This is a genomic window from Parolsenella catena (assembly GCF_003966955.1).
In the GTDB taxonomy this organism is placed as follows: Bacteria; Actinomycetota; Coriobacteriia; order Coriobacteriales; family Atopobiaceae; genus Parolsenella; species Parolsenella catena.
The window spans coordinates 708,098-724,447 of sequence record NZ_AP019367.1; the positions used below are offsets into that span (position 1 = coordinate 708,098).

Consider the following 16,350-nt stretch of genomic DNA (forward strand, 5'->3'; position numbering starts at 1 on the left):
ACAGCACGACACAGAAGGGCGCCGCAAGCACCGGCACCGCCCACGCACGCAAGACCCGCACGCAAGGAGGACCCATGAGCACGAACGACACCCTCAGCAACTACCTGGCCGTCATCAAGGTCGTGGGCGTTGGCGGCGGCGGCACGAACGCCGTGAACCGCATGATCGAGGAGGGCATCCGCGGCGTCGAGTTCGTCGCCATCAACACCGATGCCCAGGCGCTCGCCATGTCCGACGCCGACGTGAAGGTCCACATCGGCACCGACGTCACCAAGGGCCTCGGCGCGGGTGCCAACCCCGAGGTGGGCGCCGAGTCCGCCGAGGAGAGCCGCGACGAGATCAAGGCCGCGCTCGCCGGCGCCGACATGGTCTTCATCACGGCCGGCGAGGGTGGCGGTACCGGCACCGGCGCCGCGCCGATCGTGGCCGACATCGCCAAGAACGACGTGGGCGCCCTCACGATCGCCGTCGTGACCAAGCCCTTCACCTTCGAGGGCCGCAAGCGCACCCAGAGCGCCCTGTCCGGCGTGGAGAACCTCTCCGCCAACGTCGACACGCTCATCGTCATCCCGAACGACCGCCTGCTCGACATCGCCGAGAAGAAGACGACGATGCTCGAGGCCTTCCGCATGGCCGACGACGTGCTGTGCCAGGGCACGCAGGGCATCACGGACCTCATCACCGTCCCGGGCCTCATCAACCTCGACTTCGCCGACGTCTGCACCATCATGCGCGGCTCCGGCACGGCCATGATGGGCATTGGCGTCGCCTCCGGTGACAACCGTGCCACCGACGCCGCCCAGGAGGCCATCTCGAGCCGCCTGCTCGAGAGCTCCGTCGACGGCGCCACGCGCGTGCTGCTCTCCATCGCCGGCAACAAGGACCTCGGCATCACCGAGATCTCCGACGCCGCCGACCTCGTTGCCTCCAACGTCGACCCCGAGGCCAACATCATCTTCGGCACGACCGTCGACGAGAGCCTCGGCGACCAGGTGCGCATCACCGTCATCGCCACGGGCTTCCAGGAGGCCAGCTCCCAGCAGCCGTCGCTGCTCGGCGACTTCCGCGCCCCGGCCGCCCAGGAGAGCGCCCCGACCGCGGCCCCCGCTCCCAAGCCGTCCGTGAGCGCCACGGGCAGCAAGGAGTTCGACATCCCCGACTTCCTGAAGCGTGGCCGCCTGTAATGGAGGCTCCCTCGCTCAGCAGATACGTTGAGAGCGGCGTGACCCTGCTCGGCGACACCCGTCGCCCGAACGGGGTCACGTTCGCGTTTACCGAGCGCACGGGCGGCGTCTCGAGCGCTCCCTACGCAAGCCTCAACCTTGGCTCGCGCTGCGGGGACGACCCTGCGCGCGTGGCCGAGAACCGCGCCCGCGCGCTCGCCGCCCTTGGCGCCTCCGCCATCGCAGACCGTCTCGTCGAGCCGCGCCAGGTGCATGGCGACGAGGTCGTCGTGGTGGACTCTGCCAGCCCGGCCGCGCTCGAGCAGGCGCGAGGGCTCGCCCAGGCAGGTGCCGACGCCATCGTCTGCACGGCGCCCGGCGTGCCCATACTCCTGTGCTTCGCGGACTGCGTGCCCATCGTCCTCACGGCGCCAGGCGGCTTTGCCGTCGTCCACTCGGGCTGGCGCGGCACGCTCGCGCGCATCGGAGCCAAGGCGCTCTCCGTCCTGTGCGAGCGGGCCGGATGCGTCCCCGCCGACGTCACGGCCTACGTGGGCCCGCACGTCTCAGGCAACGACTACGAGGTCTCGCCCGAGCTGCTCGCTACGTTCGAGGGCGAGTTTGGTACGATGGTGCATGTTGCCGAAACGGTGTCGAACCTCGACCTGTCCGCGGCGATCCGGTGCGCGCTCGCGCAGGCAGGCGCTGATCCTGCCCGCATCGTGGACACGTGCCCCTCGACGGTCTCCAACACGGACCGTTTCTACTCCTATCGAGCCGAAGGAGGCCTATGCGGTCGTCACGCTGCCATCGCCTACCTCTAGTGGGCTGCATGCTGGCGCTTGCCTGCTCCCTGGTCTTGTCCGCCTGCTCGGGCTCTGGGTCTGCCCAGACCCTGACCGTCGCGGGCTCCACCACAGTCCTTCCCATAGCCGAGATGGCCGCGGAGGGCTATGAGCAGCAGACCGGCACGAAGGTGCTCGTCTCGGGCCTTGGCTCCTCTGCGGGCATCGAGGCCGCCTCGAACGGCACGGCAGACATCGCCACATCGAGCCGCGAGCTCACGGAGGAGGAGGCGAGCCACGAGCTCGTCGCCACCGTCATTGCCCATGATGGCATCGCCGTCATCGTGAACCCCGACAATCCCGTCAGCGGCCTCACGACCCAGCAGCTTCGCGACATCTACGCCGGCAAGATCACGAACTGGAGCGAGGTGGGCGGCCCCGACCTGGCCATCCAGGTCGTGAACAGGGACGAGGCCTCCGGCACGCGCGAGGCGTTCCGCACCATCGTCATGGGAGACGCTTCTTTTGACCGCTCGGCCGCCGTGCTTCCCGGCACCGGCCAGGTCCGTGACGTCGTGAGCCGCACGCCTGGCGCCATCGGCTACATCTCCATCGGCTTCGTCGAGTCCGACTACGCCACGACCTCCGTGCGCTCGCTTCCCATCGACGGCGTCGAGGCCACCGAGGAGAACGTCGAGAGCGGGGCATACCCCATCTCGCGCGACCTGTACTTCTTCACGAACGGTGACCCCCAGGGCGAGGCTTACGGCTACATCTCCTACGTTTTGTCAGACGCCATGGACCAGACGATCCGAGACGCCGGCTACATTCCCGCCCACAAGCCCGCCTCGGACGACGCAGAGGGGAGTGATGCGCGATGAGCGACAGCGCGCAGCAGGCGGCCGCCGCCTCTGACCTCAAGCAAGTCACCCGCGCGACGCGTCTCAAGGAGCTCGCGCTCAAGAACCTGTTCCTCACGTGCGCGTGCGTGGCCGTGCTCGCGGTCATCCTCATCTTCGTGTTCACGTTCTGGAAGGCCATCCCCGTCATCACAGACATCGGCCTCGGCGAGTTCTTTGGCCTCACGTGGGCGCCCACGGAGGGCCGCTACGGCATCCTCGCGCTGCTCGCGGGCTCGGGCATCGTCACGGTGGGCTCGCTTGCCATCGGCGTGCCGCTTGCCGTCGGCTGTGCGGTCTTTCTCACCGAGATCGCCGGCAAGCGCCTCGCCGGCATCGTGAGCACCGCCGTCGACCTGCTTGCGGGCGTGCCCTCGGTGGTCTACGGCTTCTTTGGCCTCGTAATCCTGCGCCCGCTCGTGGCCGGCCTCACCGGTGGCCTCGGCTTTGGAGCCCTCACGGTGTGGCTCGTGCTCGCCATCATGATCGTGCCCACGATCACCACGCTCACGATGGACGCGCTGCGCTCCATCCCCATGGGCATTCGCGAGGCGAGCTTTGCCATGGGCGCCACGCGCTGGCAGACGATCTACAAGGTGGTGCTGCCGGCCGCCAAGATGGGCATCGTGAACGCGGTGGTCCTCGGCATGGGCCGCGCCATCGGCGAGACGATGGCCGTCCTCATGGTCGTGGGCAACGCCCCGGTCATCCCCGGCGGCATCGCGAGCCCGCTGTCCACGATCACGAGCCAGATCGCCCTCGACATGGGCTACTCCTCGGGTCTGCACCGCAGCGCCCTGTTCGGCATGGGCGTCGTGCTGTTCATCATCTCCGCCTCGCTCGTGGGCATCGTGCGCGCCGTCTCGAGCGCGCGCGAGTCCGGTCGCGGCCGCTCGCGCCATCGCCGCGCCAAGGCCGCGGACCGCGCCGTCGTCGCCGGCGGCGTCAACTTCGACCACGCCGAGGCGCCTGCCGAGCACGCGCCGGCCCAGATGCTCACCGCAGACGACGTCACGCCCGTCACCGGCGCCGTCACCGAGGCCCGCGAGGGGAGCCGTGCGCGCATCAAGCGCCTGCTCGCCGAGGGCGCCAAGGGCGGCGGCAACAAGAACCGCACGAATGACCTCATGCTCGGCGTGTTCCGCGCCGCCGGCATCGTGACGACCGCCGTGCTCGTCGTCATCATCGCCTTCGTGGCCGTCAACGGCCTGCCGGTCATGTCGTTCGACTTCATCTTCGGCTGGCCCGAGGGCGTCAACGCCGAGGGCGGCATCTTCCCCACGATCGTCTCGACGCTCTACGTCACGGCGCTCGCGATGCTCATCTGCACGCCCATCGCCGTGCTCGCGGCGGTCTACCTCGCCGAGTACGCCAAGCAGGGCCGCCTCGTGACGTTCATCCGCTACGCGGCCGACACCCTGTCGTCCGTCCCCTCCATCGTCATGGGCCTGTTTGGCTACGCCATGTTCGTTGAGGCCATGGGCTTTGGGCTCTCGATGCTCTCGGCGGCGCTGGCGCTCGCCCTCATGATGATGCCCATCGTCATGCGCACCACCGAGGAGGCCATCCGCGCGGTGCCCCGCTACATCCGCTGGGGCGCCTACGGCCTTGGCGCCACGAAGTGGCAGGTCGTCTCCAAGATCGTCCTGCCGAGCGCCTTCCCGCGCATCGCCACGGGCATCGTGCTCGCCATCGGTCGCGCCATCGGCGAGACGGCCGTCGTGCTCTACACGATGGGCCAGGCCATCAACCTGCCGCTCACGCCGCTGGACTCCGGCCGCCCCATGACGATCCACCTCTACCAGCTGGCAAACGAGGGCATCAACATGCAGGCCGCCTACGGCACGGCGCTGATGCTCATGCTCATGATCCTTGCGTTCAACCTGTTCGCGCGCTACATCTCGCGCAGGTCCGCTTCGAAGTCGAAGGGAAACTAGCCATGACCGTCTATCGTCACGCACCGCAGAACGGCGGCGCGGGCATCCACGTCGAGAACTTCGACTTCTGGTACGGCGACTTCCACGCGCTGTCCGGCGTCTCCATGGACGTGGCCCCCAACAAGATCACGGCGTTCATCGGCCCGTCGGGCTGCGGCAAGTCCACCTTCCTGCGCTGCATGAACCGCATGAACGACCTCATCGAGGGCACGCACACCTCCGGCCTCATGGCCTTCGACGGCAACGACATCTACGCCGACGGCGTCGACCCTGTCGACCTGCGCCGCCGCGTCGGCATGATCTTCCAGCAGCCCAACCCGTTCCCCAAGTCCATCTACGAGAACGTGGCGTTTGGCCCGCGCCTTCTGGGCGTCAACAGCAAAAGCGAGCTCGACGGCATCGTGGAGGAGTCGCTCAAGCGCTCCAACCTCTGGAAGGAGGTCGCCGACCAGCTCGACAAGAACGGCCTGGCGCTCTCCGGTGGCCAGCAACAGCGCCTGTGCATCGCCCGCACCCTCGCCGTGCAGCCCGACGTCCTGCTCATGGACGAGCCGTGCTCGGCCATCGACCCCACGAGCGTCCAGCGCGTCGAGGACCTTATGGCCGAGCTCTCGAGCGAGATGACGATCATCATCGTGACCCACTCCATGCAGCAGGCCGCCCGCGTGTCCGACTACATGGCCTTCTTCCTGCAGGAGCACGCCGGCGAGCCGGCCGGGCTCGTGGAGTACGGTGACACGACCGAGATCTTCAACTCGCCGAGCGACCAGCGCACCGAGGACTACATCACCGGCCGCTTCGGCTGAGGCGTCCTTTCCGGTAGCCGCCCCCAAGGTGCCAAAGACTTTTGGGAGTCTGCCGGAGCACGTCTAGGCCCGCGACCACCCATCGAAGGAGTTTGCCATGCGAGAGACCTTCAACCGCCAGCTCACCGAGATGCGCCAGGAGCTCGTCTACATCTACGCCAACATCGACTTGGCGCTCCACGACGCCCTCGACGCCCTGTCCGAGGGCGACAAGGACAAGGCCAAGGCCGTCAAGGCCAAGACGCGTGAGATGGACGAGCACTGCGCCGCGCTCGAGCAGAAGGCCTTCATGCTCATCGCCACGCAGCAGCCCGTCGCGAGCGACCTGCGCCTCATCCAGTTCGTGATCTATGCCAACTTCAACCTGGCGCGCATGTCTAACCACGTGCGCAACATCGCCAAGACCGCCAAGCGCTGCGCGGGCCGCGACGTGCCCGGCCAGCTCATCGACCTGCTCGCGAGCGAGGGGCACCTCGTCTACCGCGTGCTGTCGAGCTGCGTCACGGCCATCGTGGAGGACGACCTGCGCGCCGCCTCGTCGCTGCCTGTGCTCGACGAGCCGGTCGACGAGCTCTACAAGCAGTTCTTCCGCTCGCTTGCCACGCTTGGGCCCGACGACGACATGGACGCCGCGAGCCGCGTGATCATGGCCTCGCGCATGCTCGAGCGCATCTCCGACAACGCCGTCGAGATCGGCGAGAGGCTCGTGTTCCTGCTCACCGGCAAGCGCCGCAGCCTCGATGACCTGCGCGACCTCGACGATGACGACCTCCAGGAGATGTACGCCGCCCGCGGCGTTGGCCTCGTGACCGACCGCGACACCGACGAGCAGCTCGCCCACCAGATTCCCGAGCTGCGTCACGAGGGCGGCGACGCGAGCGATGAGCAGTAGCAAGGACGCGCCCTCCCTCGAGCCCGATGGGCCTTACGTCTCGTTCGTGCGGCAGCGTCGCTCGGCCATCCTCGAGCGGCTCGGGGACGCCTGTGCCCGCGCCGGGCGCGACGTCGCCTCGGTGACGCTTGCCGCCGTCTCCAAGACGGTGGGACCGGTCGAGGCCGTTGCCGCCATGCGCGCCGGCTACGAGGTCTTTGCCGAGAACCGCCCCCAGGAGCTCGTCCGCAAGCTCGACGCCCTGGCCGCCGCCGGCATCGAGGCGCCACGCTTCGACATGATCGGCAACCTGCAGAAGAACAAGATCAACCAGGTGCTCGGGCGAGCCTCGCTCATCCAGTCCATCTCGAGCGCCACGCTCGCGCAGGCCGTCTCCAAGCGCGCCGAGCGCGAGGGCCTGCGCGTGCCGGTGCTGCTCGAGTGCAACGTCTCCGGGGAGCAGTCCAAGGTCGGGTTCTCGCCCGACGAGGTGCGCGAGGCCGCCGAGGGGCTTGCCGCCCTGCCCGGCATCCGCATCGAGGGCGTCATGTCGATGGCGCCGGCGCATGACCCCGCCGAGGCCCGCCGCACCTTCAGCGGCGCCCGCGAGCTGGCCGAGGAGCTGCGTGACCGCACCGGCCTCGCACTGCCCGTGCTTTCCTGCGGAATGAGCGATGATTTTGAAATCGCGGTCGAGGAGGGCTCCACCCTCGTTAGACTGGGACGCATAGTGTTTTCTGCCGACTACGACCTGTCTTAGGGTCGCTGGGACGGGCGCCCGCGTGGCGCCCATCAAGACATGGGGACCATCATGGGATTTCTCGACAACCTCAAGGGCGCGGTCCAGGACAAGCTCCAGCCCCGCGACAACGACTACTACGACGACGGCTACGGCGACTACGACGAGCCGTATGACGACAACGGCTACTACGACGACCGCCAGCCCCAGCGCGAGGAGCCGCGCGGCACGGGCCTGCTCGGCAACCCGTCGCGTCCGGACGCGGACAGCGTGAACGTCTACACGCGATCGGGTCGTCACCTCTCTGGCGACGACCTGCCCTCCACGGCCACGGAGAGCTACGGCTCCGGCACCTATGGGGCGGATGGCACCTACGGTTCCTACAGCTCCGACTCCGCCTACCGCGCGGCCGACGACGACTGGCGCGCCAGCGCCGACGCCCCGCGCGACTTCGAGCCGCAGCATGCCGAGGGCACCGAGACCTACGTGCCGCCCATGACTCAGCCCGGCGTCTTTGGCGCCACGGGCAACACGCCCGCCGACAAGGGCCTCACGGCCGTCCCGCGCGTCACGAGCGGAAAGCTGCCCGCCTACGTGCTCAAGCCCACGAGCTACGACGACGTCCAGATGGTCGTCCGTCGCGTCCGCACGAACCAGCCCGTGGTGCTTTCGTTCAAGAACCTCAAGATCGAGGTCGCCAAGCGCATCCTCGACTTCAGCTTTGGCCTGGCCTGCGGCATCGACGGCGCGGTCGAGGAGCTCGGCGACCGTGTGTTCGTCGTGCTGCCGCAGGGCGTCGAGCTCGCCGAGGCCGACAAGCGCAAGCTGCGCGCCGACGGTCTCATCGACTAGCTTTCGCATCAAACCATTCGCAACAACCTCGTGGCGGCCGCGCGGCCGCCACGTTGTCTGAAGGGGGACACATGTCCGATACCGAGAAGGACCTGCTCGGGGGCCAGACCGTTGCCATCATCGGCGCCGGGTCCATGGGCGGCTCCATCGCTCGTGGCCTCGTAGAGTCTGGCGCCCTGCCCGGCGAGCAGGTGCTCGTGTGCGACCACAACCCCGGCAAGCTCGCGGCGCTGGCGCAACAGGCCGGCGTGCGCACCTTCGCGACGTCCGCCGAGATGCTCGCCGAGAAGCCCGGCATCGTGGTGCTCGCCGTGAAGCCGCAGGTGCTCGCTGCCGTGCTCGAGCAGCACGCCGCAGACCTCGATGGCGCCCTCGTGGTCTCCATTGCTGCCGGCGTCACGCTCGCCACGCTCGAGGCCGCACTTCCCGGCGCGCGCGTCGTGCGCGTCATGCCCAACCTGCCCGTCTCGGTGCGCTCGGGCGCCTCGGCCATCACGGGCGGTGCCTCCGCCGGTGAGGCGGACGTGGCCACCGTGCAGGCCCTCTTTGCCACGCTGGGCTCCGCCAAGGTCATGCGCGAGGACCAGCTCGACGCCGAGGGTGCGGTCGTGGGCTGCGCGCCGGCCTACTTCGCCCTCATGGTCGACGCCCTCACGCGCGCCGGCATCCGCGCGGGCCTGCGCGCCACGGACGCCCGCGAGATGGTGAACGCCACGATGCTCGGCGTGGCCGAGTCGCTCGCGGCCAGCGGCGAGCACCCGCGCGCCTACATGGAGCGCGTGACGTCCCCGGGCGGCACCACCGCCGCCGCACTCTATGAGCTTGAGCCCGCGCTCGTCGACGGCTGCTACGACGCCGTCGATGCCGCCCTTGCGCGCACGGCCGAGCTGGCGAGGGGCTAGCGTATGGACGCATACCGCCTCATCAACCTCATCTCCGCGCTCGTGAACTTCTACGAGTGGCTCGTGATCATCTGGTGCTTCATGTCGTGGTTCCCGCTTCGCGAGGGCAGCCTCATGTATGACGTCGCCGTGGTCATCGACCGCATCGTGAGCCCGTACATGAACCTGTTCCGCCGCTTCATCCCGCCCCTGGGCGGCATGGACTTCTCACCGATCGTGGGGCTGTTCGTCCTCTCGTTTGGCGAGCGCCTCATTTTCCGCCTGCTGCTGGGCATGGCCTAGCGACGTCCCGGTGGGCGGCCCCCAGGCGTCAAAGTCTTTTGGGGTGTCCGCCCGTTTGTGCGCTCGCCCTTGGCATCGCGGCTTTTGTCGCGCGTTTGTGACACGGTGCGCGCCCCCATCCCGGGCGGGTTATACTGGTAAGAAGCTAATTGCGTGACCTGGGCGCACGCCCATAGGAACGAAAGGGACTCAGAATGGCTATCACACCCGCAGAAATCGACAACCTCTGCTTCTCTCCCTCCAAGAAGGGCTATGACACCGACGAGGTCGACGCCTTCCTCGAGCGCTGCTCGAGCGAGGTCGACGCCATGCTCCAGAAGATCGCCGACCTCAAGGGCCGCCTGACCGCCTCCGAGCAGCAGCTCGCCGCCGCCCAGGCCCAGATCGCCCAGCTCCAGAGCCAGCAGCCCGCCGAGGCCGCCGCGCCCGTCACCGCCCCGACCGGCCTCACCGCCTCGGAGACCCAGATCTCCAAGGTCCTCATCGTGGCCCAGCAGAGCGCCGACAAGATCGTTGCCGAGGCCCGCGACAACGCAGAGAAGATCCGCAACGACGCAGACCAGAAGGCCCGCGAGGTCATCCGCCAGGCCCTGGCCGAGAAGCAGAGCGAGCTCGACGAGATGGACCGCCTCAAGGAGTCCCGCGAGCAGTTCCGCGACCAGTACAAGGCGCTGCTCCAGCACTTCATGGATGACGCTGACAACGCCTTCTCCGGCCAGCTCTCCACGAGCCTGCCCACCGGCTCGGCCGCTGCCGCCCAGGCCGCCGTTTCCGCGCCTGCCGCCGCGCCCGCGTTTGACGCGGACGCCACGCAGCTTGCGCAGCCCTCTCAGCTGCCGATGTCCGGCGTTGACGTGGATGACCTGGACTAGCGAACGACCCGCGTTCATCTGACTGTCTGGGGCGGGCTCGCCGTGCGCGGGCCCGCCCCTTCTCGTTTGGGGAGGGGCCATGGGCCTTCTGAGGGAGTTCTGCGCCGAGAACATGGAACGCGTGCCCGCCGCCGTCGAGGCCGGCGCGGGACGCATCGAGCTGTGCGACAACCTGGCCGTGGGTGGCACGAGCCCCAGCGTGGGCGTCGTGCGCGCCGCGTGTGCCTTCTGCCGCGAGCACGGCGTGGACGTCATGGTCATGGTGCGGCCGCGCGGGGGAGACTTTGCCTACTCGGCCGCCGAGCTCGCCATGATGCGAGACGACATCGAGGTGGCGCTCTCGGCGGGTGCCACGGGCGTCGTGTTTGGCTGCGAGCGGGAGGGCCACCTCGACACGCCCGCCACGCAGGTGCTTCTCGCGCGCGTGCGCGAGGTGCGCCCCGACGCGCAGGTAACGTTTCACATGGCGTTCGACAAGATCTGTGCGGCCGAGCAGCCTGCGGTCATCGACTGGCTGGCAGAGCATGGCGTGACGCGCATCCTCACGCACGGCGGGGGAGAGGGCACGAGAATCGCCGACAACGTCGGGCGCCTGCGCGCGTACGTCGCCCGTGCAGCCGGACGCATCGGCATCCTGCCCGGCGCCGGCATCACCTGGGAGAACGCCGAGGACATCGCGCAGGCGGTGGGCGTCCCCGAGGTCCACGGCACCCGCATCGTCCGCCTTTCGCGATGACACTTGGGGACGAGGCCAAACCGTCACCGTCTTACGTGGGCCACAGCGCGCCATGAAAAACGCTCCCTCGGCCGAAGCCGGGGGAGCGTTGCCATCTCGGTGCGAGGCGGGCCTGTGAGCCGGGTTCTGTCGCGGACGACCATTTATCTAGGACCAGCGTTGCCACTGGCCTCGAGCGCGCAACCCGAGCGCGGTGCGGGCCACACCATGGCGCTCCTATTTGCGTTTGCTCCGGATGGGGCTTGCCAAGCCGCCGTGTTGCCACGACGCTGGTGGTCTCTTGCACCACCGTTTCAGCTTTTCTCTCAACGCCTTGCGGCGCCAGCGGGAGTCTTCTTTTCTGCGGCGCTTTCCGTCGGGTTACCCCGCCTGGCCGTTAGCCAGCATCCTGCCCTGTGGAGCCCGGACTTTCCTCATGACGCGCGATTGCTCGCGCGTCCCGCGGTCGTCTGGCCCACCTCGCGTGGGCGATTGTAGCACGCACGTAACGCGTGGTTCTCGCAGGTTCCCAAAGCTGCTATGATTTCGAACAATTCACCTGATTCGGCGAGCGGGCGCAGGGACTCGGCCGCCGCAAACCATATGCAGGAGGTCCCCGCATGTCCATGAACTTCAAGCGCCGTCTGCCCATCCCGCAGGAGATCCGCGAGGGCATGCCGCTGTCGGCCGAGCTTGCCGCCAAGAAGGTCGAGTTCGACGCCCAGGTGGCGGCCATCATCCGCGGCGAGGACTCTCGCAAGCTGCTCGTCATCGGCCCGTGCTCGGCAGACCGCGAGGACTCCGTGCTGGACTACACCACGCGCCTGGCCAAGCTCGCCGAGGACGTCCGTGACCGCCTCGTCATCGTCCCGCGCGTCTACACGGCCAAGCCCCGCACGAAGGGCACCGGCTACAAGGGCCTGCTCCACAACCCCGACCCGGACGCCGCCGGCGACGTCCTCGAGGGCGTCAAGGCCATCCGCCACATGCACCTCGCCGTGGCCGAGAACACCGGCTTCTTCACGGCCGACGAGATGCTCTATCCCTCCAACTTCCAGTACCTGTTTGACATCCTCTCCTACGTGGCCGTTGGCGCCCGCTCCGTCGAGAACCAGGAGCACCGCCTCGTGGCCTCGGGCGTCTCGGTGCCCGTGGGCATGAAGAACCCCACGGCCGGCTCCACCACGGTCATGCTCAACTCCATCTACGCCGCCCAGGCGCCCCAGGAGTTCATCTACCGCAACTGGGAGGTCGAGACGCAGGGCAACCCGCTGGCCCACGCCATCCTGCGCGGCTACATCGGCCTGGACGGCCGCAACTACCCCAACTACCACTACGAGCACCTCGAGCGCCTCGCCGAGCGCTATACGGCTGAGAACTACGCCAATCCCGCCGTCATCGTGGACTGCAACCACGACAACTCGGGCAAGCGCCCGTTCGAGCAGTTCCGCATCTGCAAGGAGGTGCTCGACTCCTGCCGCCGCAACGAGAGCATCCGTGGCCTGGTGAAGGGCTTCATGGTGGAGTCCTACCTCGAGGACGGCAACCAGCCCGTGGACGGCGGCGTGTACGGCAAGTCCATCACGGACGCCTGCATCGGCTGGGACAAGACGGAGTACCTCATCCGCGAGCTCGCCGAGCGCGCCTAGCGCTCCCGTGGCGCTCGTTGGGCGGCGCGTCGCGCATCGCGCGCCCCATGAGCGCTAACATGGATAACACGTACGTTTGGTTCACGTTCTTATCGAGGCGGGCGGCATGGTCGAGCTCACACACACCATCAAGGACACCCTGGGCTTCCACGCCCGTTCGGTGATGCTCGTCTCGAACGAGTGCGCCCGCTGGAAGAGCGACATGGTCGTTGCCCACGGCTCGCGCGAGGCCTCGGCGGATGACCCGATCGCCCTCATGGGCCTTGAGGCGCACAAGGGCGACACGATCAGCGTCAAGATCTCTGGCCCAGACGAGCAGGACGCCGCGGACTTCGTGGCGCACCTGCTGCGGAGGCTGTAGTGGCCAGGTCCAGGCAACCAAAGCAAGCTGCTCCTCATGGCGAGGCGGCCCCCGAGAGGTCGGGAGCCGCCTCGTATCTCACGCTGCGGGCGGGCGAGGTGGCGAGCGCGGAGTTCGTGGACCGCAAGAGCCGCTTCATCGCGCAGCTCACGCACGTGGAGAGCGAGGACGAGGCGAGCGAGTTCATCGCCGCCGTGCGCGCACGCCACTATGACGCGCGGCACAACGTGCCGGCCTGGATCCTCGCGGACGGCCGCGAGCGCCAGAGCGACGACGGCGAGCCGCAGCGCACGAGCGGCATGCCCACGCTGGAGTGCCTACGTGGCGCCGGCCTCATGAACGTGTGCTGCGTGGTCACACGCTACTTTGGCGGGACGCTGCTGGGCCCGGGAGGGCTCGTGCGCGCCTACACCACGGCAACCCAGCGGGCCATCGAGGCCGCGCGCGAGGCGGGTCTCGTGGTGGAGAAGACGCTCGTGGTGGGCGTGGAGGTGGGCGTTCCCTACGCGATGTTCGACCGCGTACGAGACCTCGCCGAGCGCTCGGGCGCCCACGTGGCGTCTTGCGACTACGCGGCCGACGTCACGCTCTCGCTCGTGTTCCGCGCGGGCGAGGAGACGCCGTTCGTGGATGCCATGCGCGAGCTCATGGCCGGCCGGGACGTGTGCCTCGTGGGCGAGCCGGAGTTCAGCGAGTTCTAGAGTTCTAGGCGCGGGCGTCCGCCTCGTCTGCGATGAAGTCCTCGAGGGCACTCACGTCGCCGGTGAAGTGGAACGGGCGCATGCCCGCGGCCGCGGCGCCGGCGCAGTTGTCCAGGTTGTCGTCCACAAAGATGCAGGTGGCAGGCTCAAGTCCGTAGCGCTCGCACAACAGCGAGAAGATGGCCGGGTCCGGCTTCATGATGCGCTCGAGGGCAGACACCACCACGCCGTCCGCAAAGGCGGCGGCGGGCGCTTGGTCAAGCTGCTCGTGGATGCGCGTCGAGGCGTTCGAGAGCACGTAGACGCCCCAGCCTGCGGCCTTGAGGCGCCGCGCGAGCTCGTTGGTGCCCTCGATGACCTGCGAGTGCTCGGGCCAGTGGGCGAGGCACTCGTGGAGGTTGGGCAGCAGGCGCTCGGGCGTGTGGGCCTCGGCCACGCGCAGCATCGTCTCGTGGTCGATGGCGCCGGCATCGAGCAGCGCCCACTCCGTGCGGCCGTACAGCCCGTCATAGAGCGCCTGGGCGTCTTCCTCGCTGTCCGTGAAGATGCGCGAGAAGTACATCCCGTCAAACGTCATGAGCACGTTTCCCATGTCGAGCACGATGTTGTGGGCTGCCGTCATGCAAGTCTCCCTCCGATGCGCATATGCGCCCCTCATTCTAGCGGTGACACGTGGGGACGGGCCAAACTGTCGCCGCGCGGTCGTGTTCGATGCTCTGCCCAGCACTGCGGCCATCCGCCATATCGCTGCCGCTCGTCCGCAAATCCGCACGCGCCCGCCGCATCGTCACCGTCTTCCGCCCGTCGAAGGCAACACTAGAACCCAGGGGACTCATTGGGAGGGAGCGTCATGGACGTCTCGTTTGCGCACTTCATGGCCCAGGTGGTGTCGAGCCCGCCGCTTGCGCTCACCACGCTGCTCACGCTCGGCGTCATCTTCGTGAACGGCTGGACTGACGCCCCCAACGCCATCGCCACCTGCGTCACGACGCGCTGCATGCCCGTGAAGCCCGCGATCATCATGAGCGCGGTGCTCAACTTTGCCGGCGTGCTCGTCATGACGCACTTCAACGCAAGCGTGGCCGCCACCATCTCCAACATGGTGGACTTTGGCACGGACACGCAGACCGCGCTCATTGCGCTGTGCGCCGCGCTGTTCTCCATCGTGGTCTACAGCGTGGCGGCCTCGGTGTTCGGCATCCCCACGAGCGAGAGCCACAGCCTCATCGCGGGCCTCACGGGTGCGGCCATCGCCATCCAGGGCGGCATGGACGGCGTGAACGCCAGCGAGTGGGTGAAGGTCATATACGGGCTGGTCATGAGCCTGCTTCTGGGCTTTGCGATCGGCTGGCTCACGTGCAAGCTCGTGACGCTGCTCTTTGCCGGCGCGGACCGCAGACGTTCGGACGGCTTCTTTCGCTACGCCCAGATCGCGGCTGCGGCGGCCATGAGCTTCATGCACGGCGCGCAGGATGGCCAGAAGTTCATCGGCGTGCTGTTCCTGGGCGTGGCGCTGTGCAATGGTCAGCCGGGCGTGGAGGGCGTCGTGATTCCCGTGTGGCTCATGCTGCTGTGCAGCCTCACGATGGGCGTGGGCACCAGCGTGGGCGGCGAGCCCATCATCAAGAGCGTGGGCATGGACATGGTGAAGCTCGAGAAGTACCAGGGCTTTGCCGCAGACCTCGCAAGCTCGCTGTGCCTGCTCGTGATGACCGAGCTGGGCATCCCCGTGTCCACGACGCACACCAAGACGAGCGCCATCATGGGCGTGGGCGCGGTGCGCAGGCTCTCCGCCATCAACTTTGGCGTGGTGAGGGACATGATGCTCACGTGGGTGTTCACGTTCCCGGGCTGCGGCCTCATCAGCTTTGCCATGGCAAAGCTCTTCATGTTCCTGTTCTAGCGGATGCGCGGCGGCCGGCGCTCCGGCGCGCCGTCTTCGAGAGGGGCCAGCGATGGCGAGAAAGGCAGACAGCTTCTACTTCGACAACTTCAACGCCTGCGCCGAGAACAACTGCCGCGCGGCGCGGCTGCTTGAGCAGGTGATGCGCGAGTACGATCCTGACGGACTGCAGGCGCGCATCGACGAGATGCACGAGCTCGAGCAGGCAGGCGACGAGCTGCGCCACGAGCTGCTGGACTGCGTGCTCACGGCCTTCATCACGCCCATCGAGCGCGAGGGAATCGTGGCGCTCTCCGCCCGGCTCGATGACGTCACCGACTACATCGAGGGCGTGCTGCACCGGCTGTACTACAACAACGTTCGCGAGCTCACGGCGGGTGCGCTCGAGATGGTGACGCTTCTGGTGCGCGCGTGCGACGAGGTGCGAGACACCGTGGCCGAGCTGCCGAACTTTCGCAAGTCCAAGACGATGCACGACCACATCGTGGCCGTGAACACGGTGGAGGGCCTGGCCGATGACGTGTTCGTGCGCATCATGCGCGAACTGCACACGAGCGAGACGGACGCCGTTCGCCTCATCGCCACGCGCGAGACCTATCAGTACCTCGAGTATTGCGTCGACGCCTGCGAGCACGTGGGCGACGAGGTCATGGGCATCGTGATGGAGAACAGCTAGGGCGGGAGTGGCGTTTGCGGTGGCAATACCGCTAAGTGAGCAGGCAAATCGCGGCTGGCCGAGTAGCCCTTTATTTAGCGTGCCTTCTACCTGCGGTTTTGCCAGCGCCGTCAGGGCGTCTACTCGAGAGGGGCCGTTTTGCCTGCTCACTTAGCAGGGCGGCTGCTCTGCTTTGAGCTCGCGTTCCAAAATGTAAGCAACTCATGTACTAATCTATGTACAGAACAGGCCACAGTG

General features: G+C 67.8%; 18 protein-coding genes and 1 other RNA gene. 17 read left to right on the top strand and 2 right to left on the bottom strand.

Annotated elements, in window-relative coordinates:
• Positions 1-74 precede the first annotated feature (74 nt).
• The 12 genes from ftsZ (at position 75) to Pcatena_RS03290 (ending at position 10,844) form a co-directional block, all read left to right on the top strand.
• Positions 75-1,184: a cell division protein FtsZ gene (gene ftsZ / locus Pcatena_RS03230; RefSeq protein WP_126421579.1), complete on the top strand. Its 1,110-nt coding sequence runs from the start codon at positions 75-77 to the stop codon at positions 1,182-1,184.
• Positions 1,185-1,222: 38 nt separating this feature from the next.
• A complete protein-coding gene (locus tag Pcatena_RS03235; RefSeq protein WP_332835572.1) occupies positions 1,223-1,987 on the top strand; it encodes a polyphenol oxidase family protein in 765 nt (254 codons plus the stop codon).
• Between the two features lie 8 nt (positions 1,988-1,995).
• A complete protein-coding gene (locus Pcatena_RS03240) occupies positions 1,996-2,829 on the top strand; it encodes a phosphate ABC transporter substrate-binding protein (protein ID WP_232619911.1) in 834 nt (277 codons plus the stop codon).
• Positions 2,826-4,784 (top strand): phosphate ABC transporter permease PstA, encoded by a 1,959-nt coding sequence (gene pstA, locus Pcatena_RS08235; RefSeq protein ID WP_232619889.1) that lies wholly within the window; start codon positions 2,826-2,828, stop codon positions 4,782-4,784. The genes Pcatena_RS03240 and pstA overlap by 4 nt, the downstream gene beginning before the upstream one ends.
• Positions 4,785-4,786: 2 nt before the next feature.
• Positions 4,787-5,590: a phosphate ABC transporter ATP-binding protein PstB gene (pstB, locus tag Pcatena_RS03255; protein WP_126421586.1), complete on the top strand. Its 804-nt coding sequence runs from the start codon at positions 4,787-4,789 to the stop codon at positions 5,588-5,590.
• A 97-nt stretch (positions 5,591-5,687) separates the two neighbouring features.
• On the top strand, positions 5,688-6,482 hold the full coding sequence (gene phoU, locus Pcatena_RS03260) for a phosphate signaling complex protein PhoU (protein WP_126421588.1): 795 nt from the start codon (positions 5,688-5,690) through the stop codon (positions 6,480-6,482).
• Complete coding sequence (locus tag Pcatena_RS03265; protein WP_126421590.1) at positions 6,472-7,221, top strand: YggS family pyridoxal phosphate-dependent enzyme; 750 nt, start codon at positions 6,472-6,474, stop codon at positions 7,219-7,221. The genes phoU and Pcatena_RS03265 overlap by 11 nt, the downstream gene beginning before the upstream one ends.
• A 51-nt stretch (positions 7,222-7,272) precedes the next feature.
• The gene (locus tag Pcatena_RS03270; protein ID WP_126421592.1) at positions 7,273-8,052 is read left to right on the top strand and encodes a cell division protein SepF; all 780 of its coding nucleotides are present in this window, start codon (positions 7,273-7,275) and stop codon (positions 8,050-8,052) included.
• Positions 8,053-8,123: 71 nt separating this feature from the next.
• On the top strand, positions 8,124-8,954 hold the full coding sequence (gene proC, locus Pcatena_RS03275) for a pyrroline-5-carboxylate reductase (protein WP_126421594.1): 831 nt from the start codon (positions 8,124-8,126) through the stop codon (positions 8,952-8,954).
• A 3-nt stretch (positions 8,955-8,957) separates the two neighbouring features.
• Positions 8,958-9,236, top strand: coding sequence for a YggT family protein (locus Pcatena_RS03280; RefSeq protein ID WP_126421596.1), 279 nt, complete (start codon positions 8,958-8,960; stop codon positions 9,234-9,236).
• Positions 9,237-9,430: 194 nt separating this feature from the next.
• Complete coding sequence (locus Pcatena_RS03285) at positions 9,431-10,108, top strand: DivIVA domain-containing protein (RefSeq protein ID WP_126421597.1); 678 nt, start codon at positions 9,431-9,433, stop codon at positions 10,106-10,108.
• Positions 10,109-10,187: 79 nt separating this feature from the next.
• On the top strand, positions 10,188-10,844 hold the full coding sequence (locus Pcatena_RS03290; RefSeq protein WP_126421599.1) for a copper homeostasis protein CutC: 657 nt from the start codon (positions 10,188-10,190) through the stop codon (positions 10,842-10,844).
• Positions 10,845-10,943: 99 nt separating this feature from the next.
• On the opposite strand, the gene rnpB is transcribed toward Pcatena_RS03290, so the two are convergent.
• An RNA gene (gene rnpB / locus Pcatena_RS03295) (RNase P RNA component class A) lies at positions 10,944-11,305 on the bottom strand.
• A gap of 138 nt (positions 11,306-11,443) precedes the next feature.
• Between rnpB and Pcatena_RS03300 the strand changes: the two genes are divergently transcribed.
• The 3 genes from Pcatena_RS03300 (at position 11,444) to Pcatena_RS03310 (ending at position 13,534) form a co-directional block, all read left to right on the top strand.
• Positions 11,444-12,472, top strand: a complete 1,029-nt coding sequence (locus Pcatena_RS03300) for a 3-deoxy-7-phosphoheptulonate synthase (protein WP_126421601.1) — start codon at positions 11,444-11,446, stop codon at positions 12,470-12,472.
• A 106-nt stretch (positions 12,473-12,578) separates the two neighbouring features.
• On the top strand, positions 12,579-12,833 hold the full coding sequence (locus Pcatena_RS03305; protein WP_126421603.1) for an HPr family phosphocarrier protein: 255 nt from the start codon (positions 12,579-12,581) through the stop codon (positions 12,831-12,833).
• A gap of 83 nt (positions 12,834-12,916) precedes the next feature.
• Positions 12,917-13,534, top strand: coding sequence for an IMPACT family protein (locus Pcatena_RS03310; protein ID WP_232619912.1), 618 nt, complete (start codon positions 12,917-12,919; stop codon positions 13,532-13,534).
• A gap of 4 nt (positions 13,535-13,538) precedes the next feature.
• Here Pcatena_RS03310 and Pcatena_RS03315 read toward each other — a convergent pair whose 3' ends face one another.
• A complete protein-coding gene (locus Pcatena_RS03315) occupies positions 13,539-14,156 on the bottom strand; it encodes an HAD family hydrolase (RefSeq protein WP_126421607.1) in 618 nt (205 codons plus the stop codon).
• A gap of 228 nt (positions 14,157-14,384) precedes the next feature.
• Between Pcatena_RS03315 and Pcatena_RS03320 the strand changes: the two genes are divergently transcribed.
• Positions 14,385-15,437, top strand: coding sequence for an inorganic phosphate transporter (locus Pcatena_RS03320; RefSeq protein WP_126421609.1), 1,053 nt, complete (start codon positions 14,385-14,387; stop codon positions 15,435-15,437).
• Between the two features lie 52 nt (positions 15,438-15,489).
• Positions 15,490-16,113 (top strand): DUF47 domain-containing protein, encoded by a 624-nt coding sequence (locus Pcatena_RS03325; protein ID WP_126421611.1) that lies wholly within the window; start codon positions 15,490-15,492, stop codon positions 16,111-16,113.
• Positions 16,114-16,350 lie beyond the last annotated feature (237 nt).

Coding starts and splice junctions, on each gene's coding strand:
- ftsZ (WP_126421579.1), top strand. CDS start 75: ATGAGCACGAACGACACCCTCAGCAACTACCTGGCCGTCATCAAGGTC.
- pstA (WP_232619889.1), top strand. CDS start 2,826: ATGAGCGACAGCGCGCAGCAGGCGGCCGCCGCCTCTGACCTCAAGCAA.
- Pcatena_RS03300 (WP_126421601.1), top strand. CDS start 11,444: ATGTCCATGAACTTCAAGCGCCGTCTGCCCATCCCGCAGGAGATCCGC.
- Pcatena_RS03320 (WP_126421609.1), top strand. CDS start 14,385: ATGGACGTCTCGTTTGCGCACTTCATGGCCCAGGTGGTGTCGAGCCCG.
- Pcatena_RS03265 (WP_126421590.1), top strand. CDS start 6,472: ATGAGCAGTAGCAAGGACGCGCCCTCCCTCGAGCCCGATGGGCCTTAC.
- Pcatena_RS03315 (WP_126421607.1), bottom strand. CDS start 14,156: ATGACGGCAGCCCACAACATCGTGCTCGACATGGGAAACGTGCTCATG.
- phoU (WP_126421588.1), top strand. CDS start 5,688: ATGCGAGAGACCTTCAACCGCCAGCTCACCGAGATGCGCCAGGAGCTC.
- Pcatena_RS03240 (WP_232619911.1), top strand. CDS start 1,996: ATGCTGGCGCTTGCCTGCTCCCTGGTCTTGTCCGCCTGCTCGGGCTCT.
- Pcatena_RS03290 (WP_126421599.1), top strand. CDS start 10,188: ATGGGCCTTCTGAGGGAGTTCTGCGCCGAGAACATGGAACGCGTGCCC.
- Pcatena_RS03305 (WP_126421603.1), top strand. CDS start 12,579: ATGGTCGAGCTCACACACACCATCAAGGACACCCTGGGCTTCCACGCC.
- Pcatena_RS03285 (WP_126421597.1), top strand. CDS start 9,431: ATGGCTATCACACCCGCAGAAATCGACAACCTCTGCTTCTCTCCCTCC.
- Pcatena_RS03325 (WP_126421611.1), top strand. CDS start 15,490: ATGGCGAGAAAGGCAGACAGCTTCTACTTCGACAACTTCAACGCCTGC.
- proC (WP_126421594.1), top strand. CDS start 8,124: ATGTCCGATACCGAGAAGGACCTGCTCGGGGGCCAGACCGTTGCCATC.
- Pcatena_RS03270 (WP_126421592.1), top strand. CDS start 7,273: ATGGGATTTCTCGACAACCTCAAGGGCGCGGTCCAGGACAAGCTCCAG.
- pstB (WP_126421586.1), top strand. CDS start 4,787: ATGACCGTCTATCGTCACGCACCGCAGAACGGCGGCGCGGGCATCCAC.
- Pcatena_RS03280 (WP_126421596.1), top strand. CDS start 8,958: ATGGACGCATACCGCCTCATCAACCTCATCTCCGCGCTCGTGAACTTC.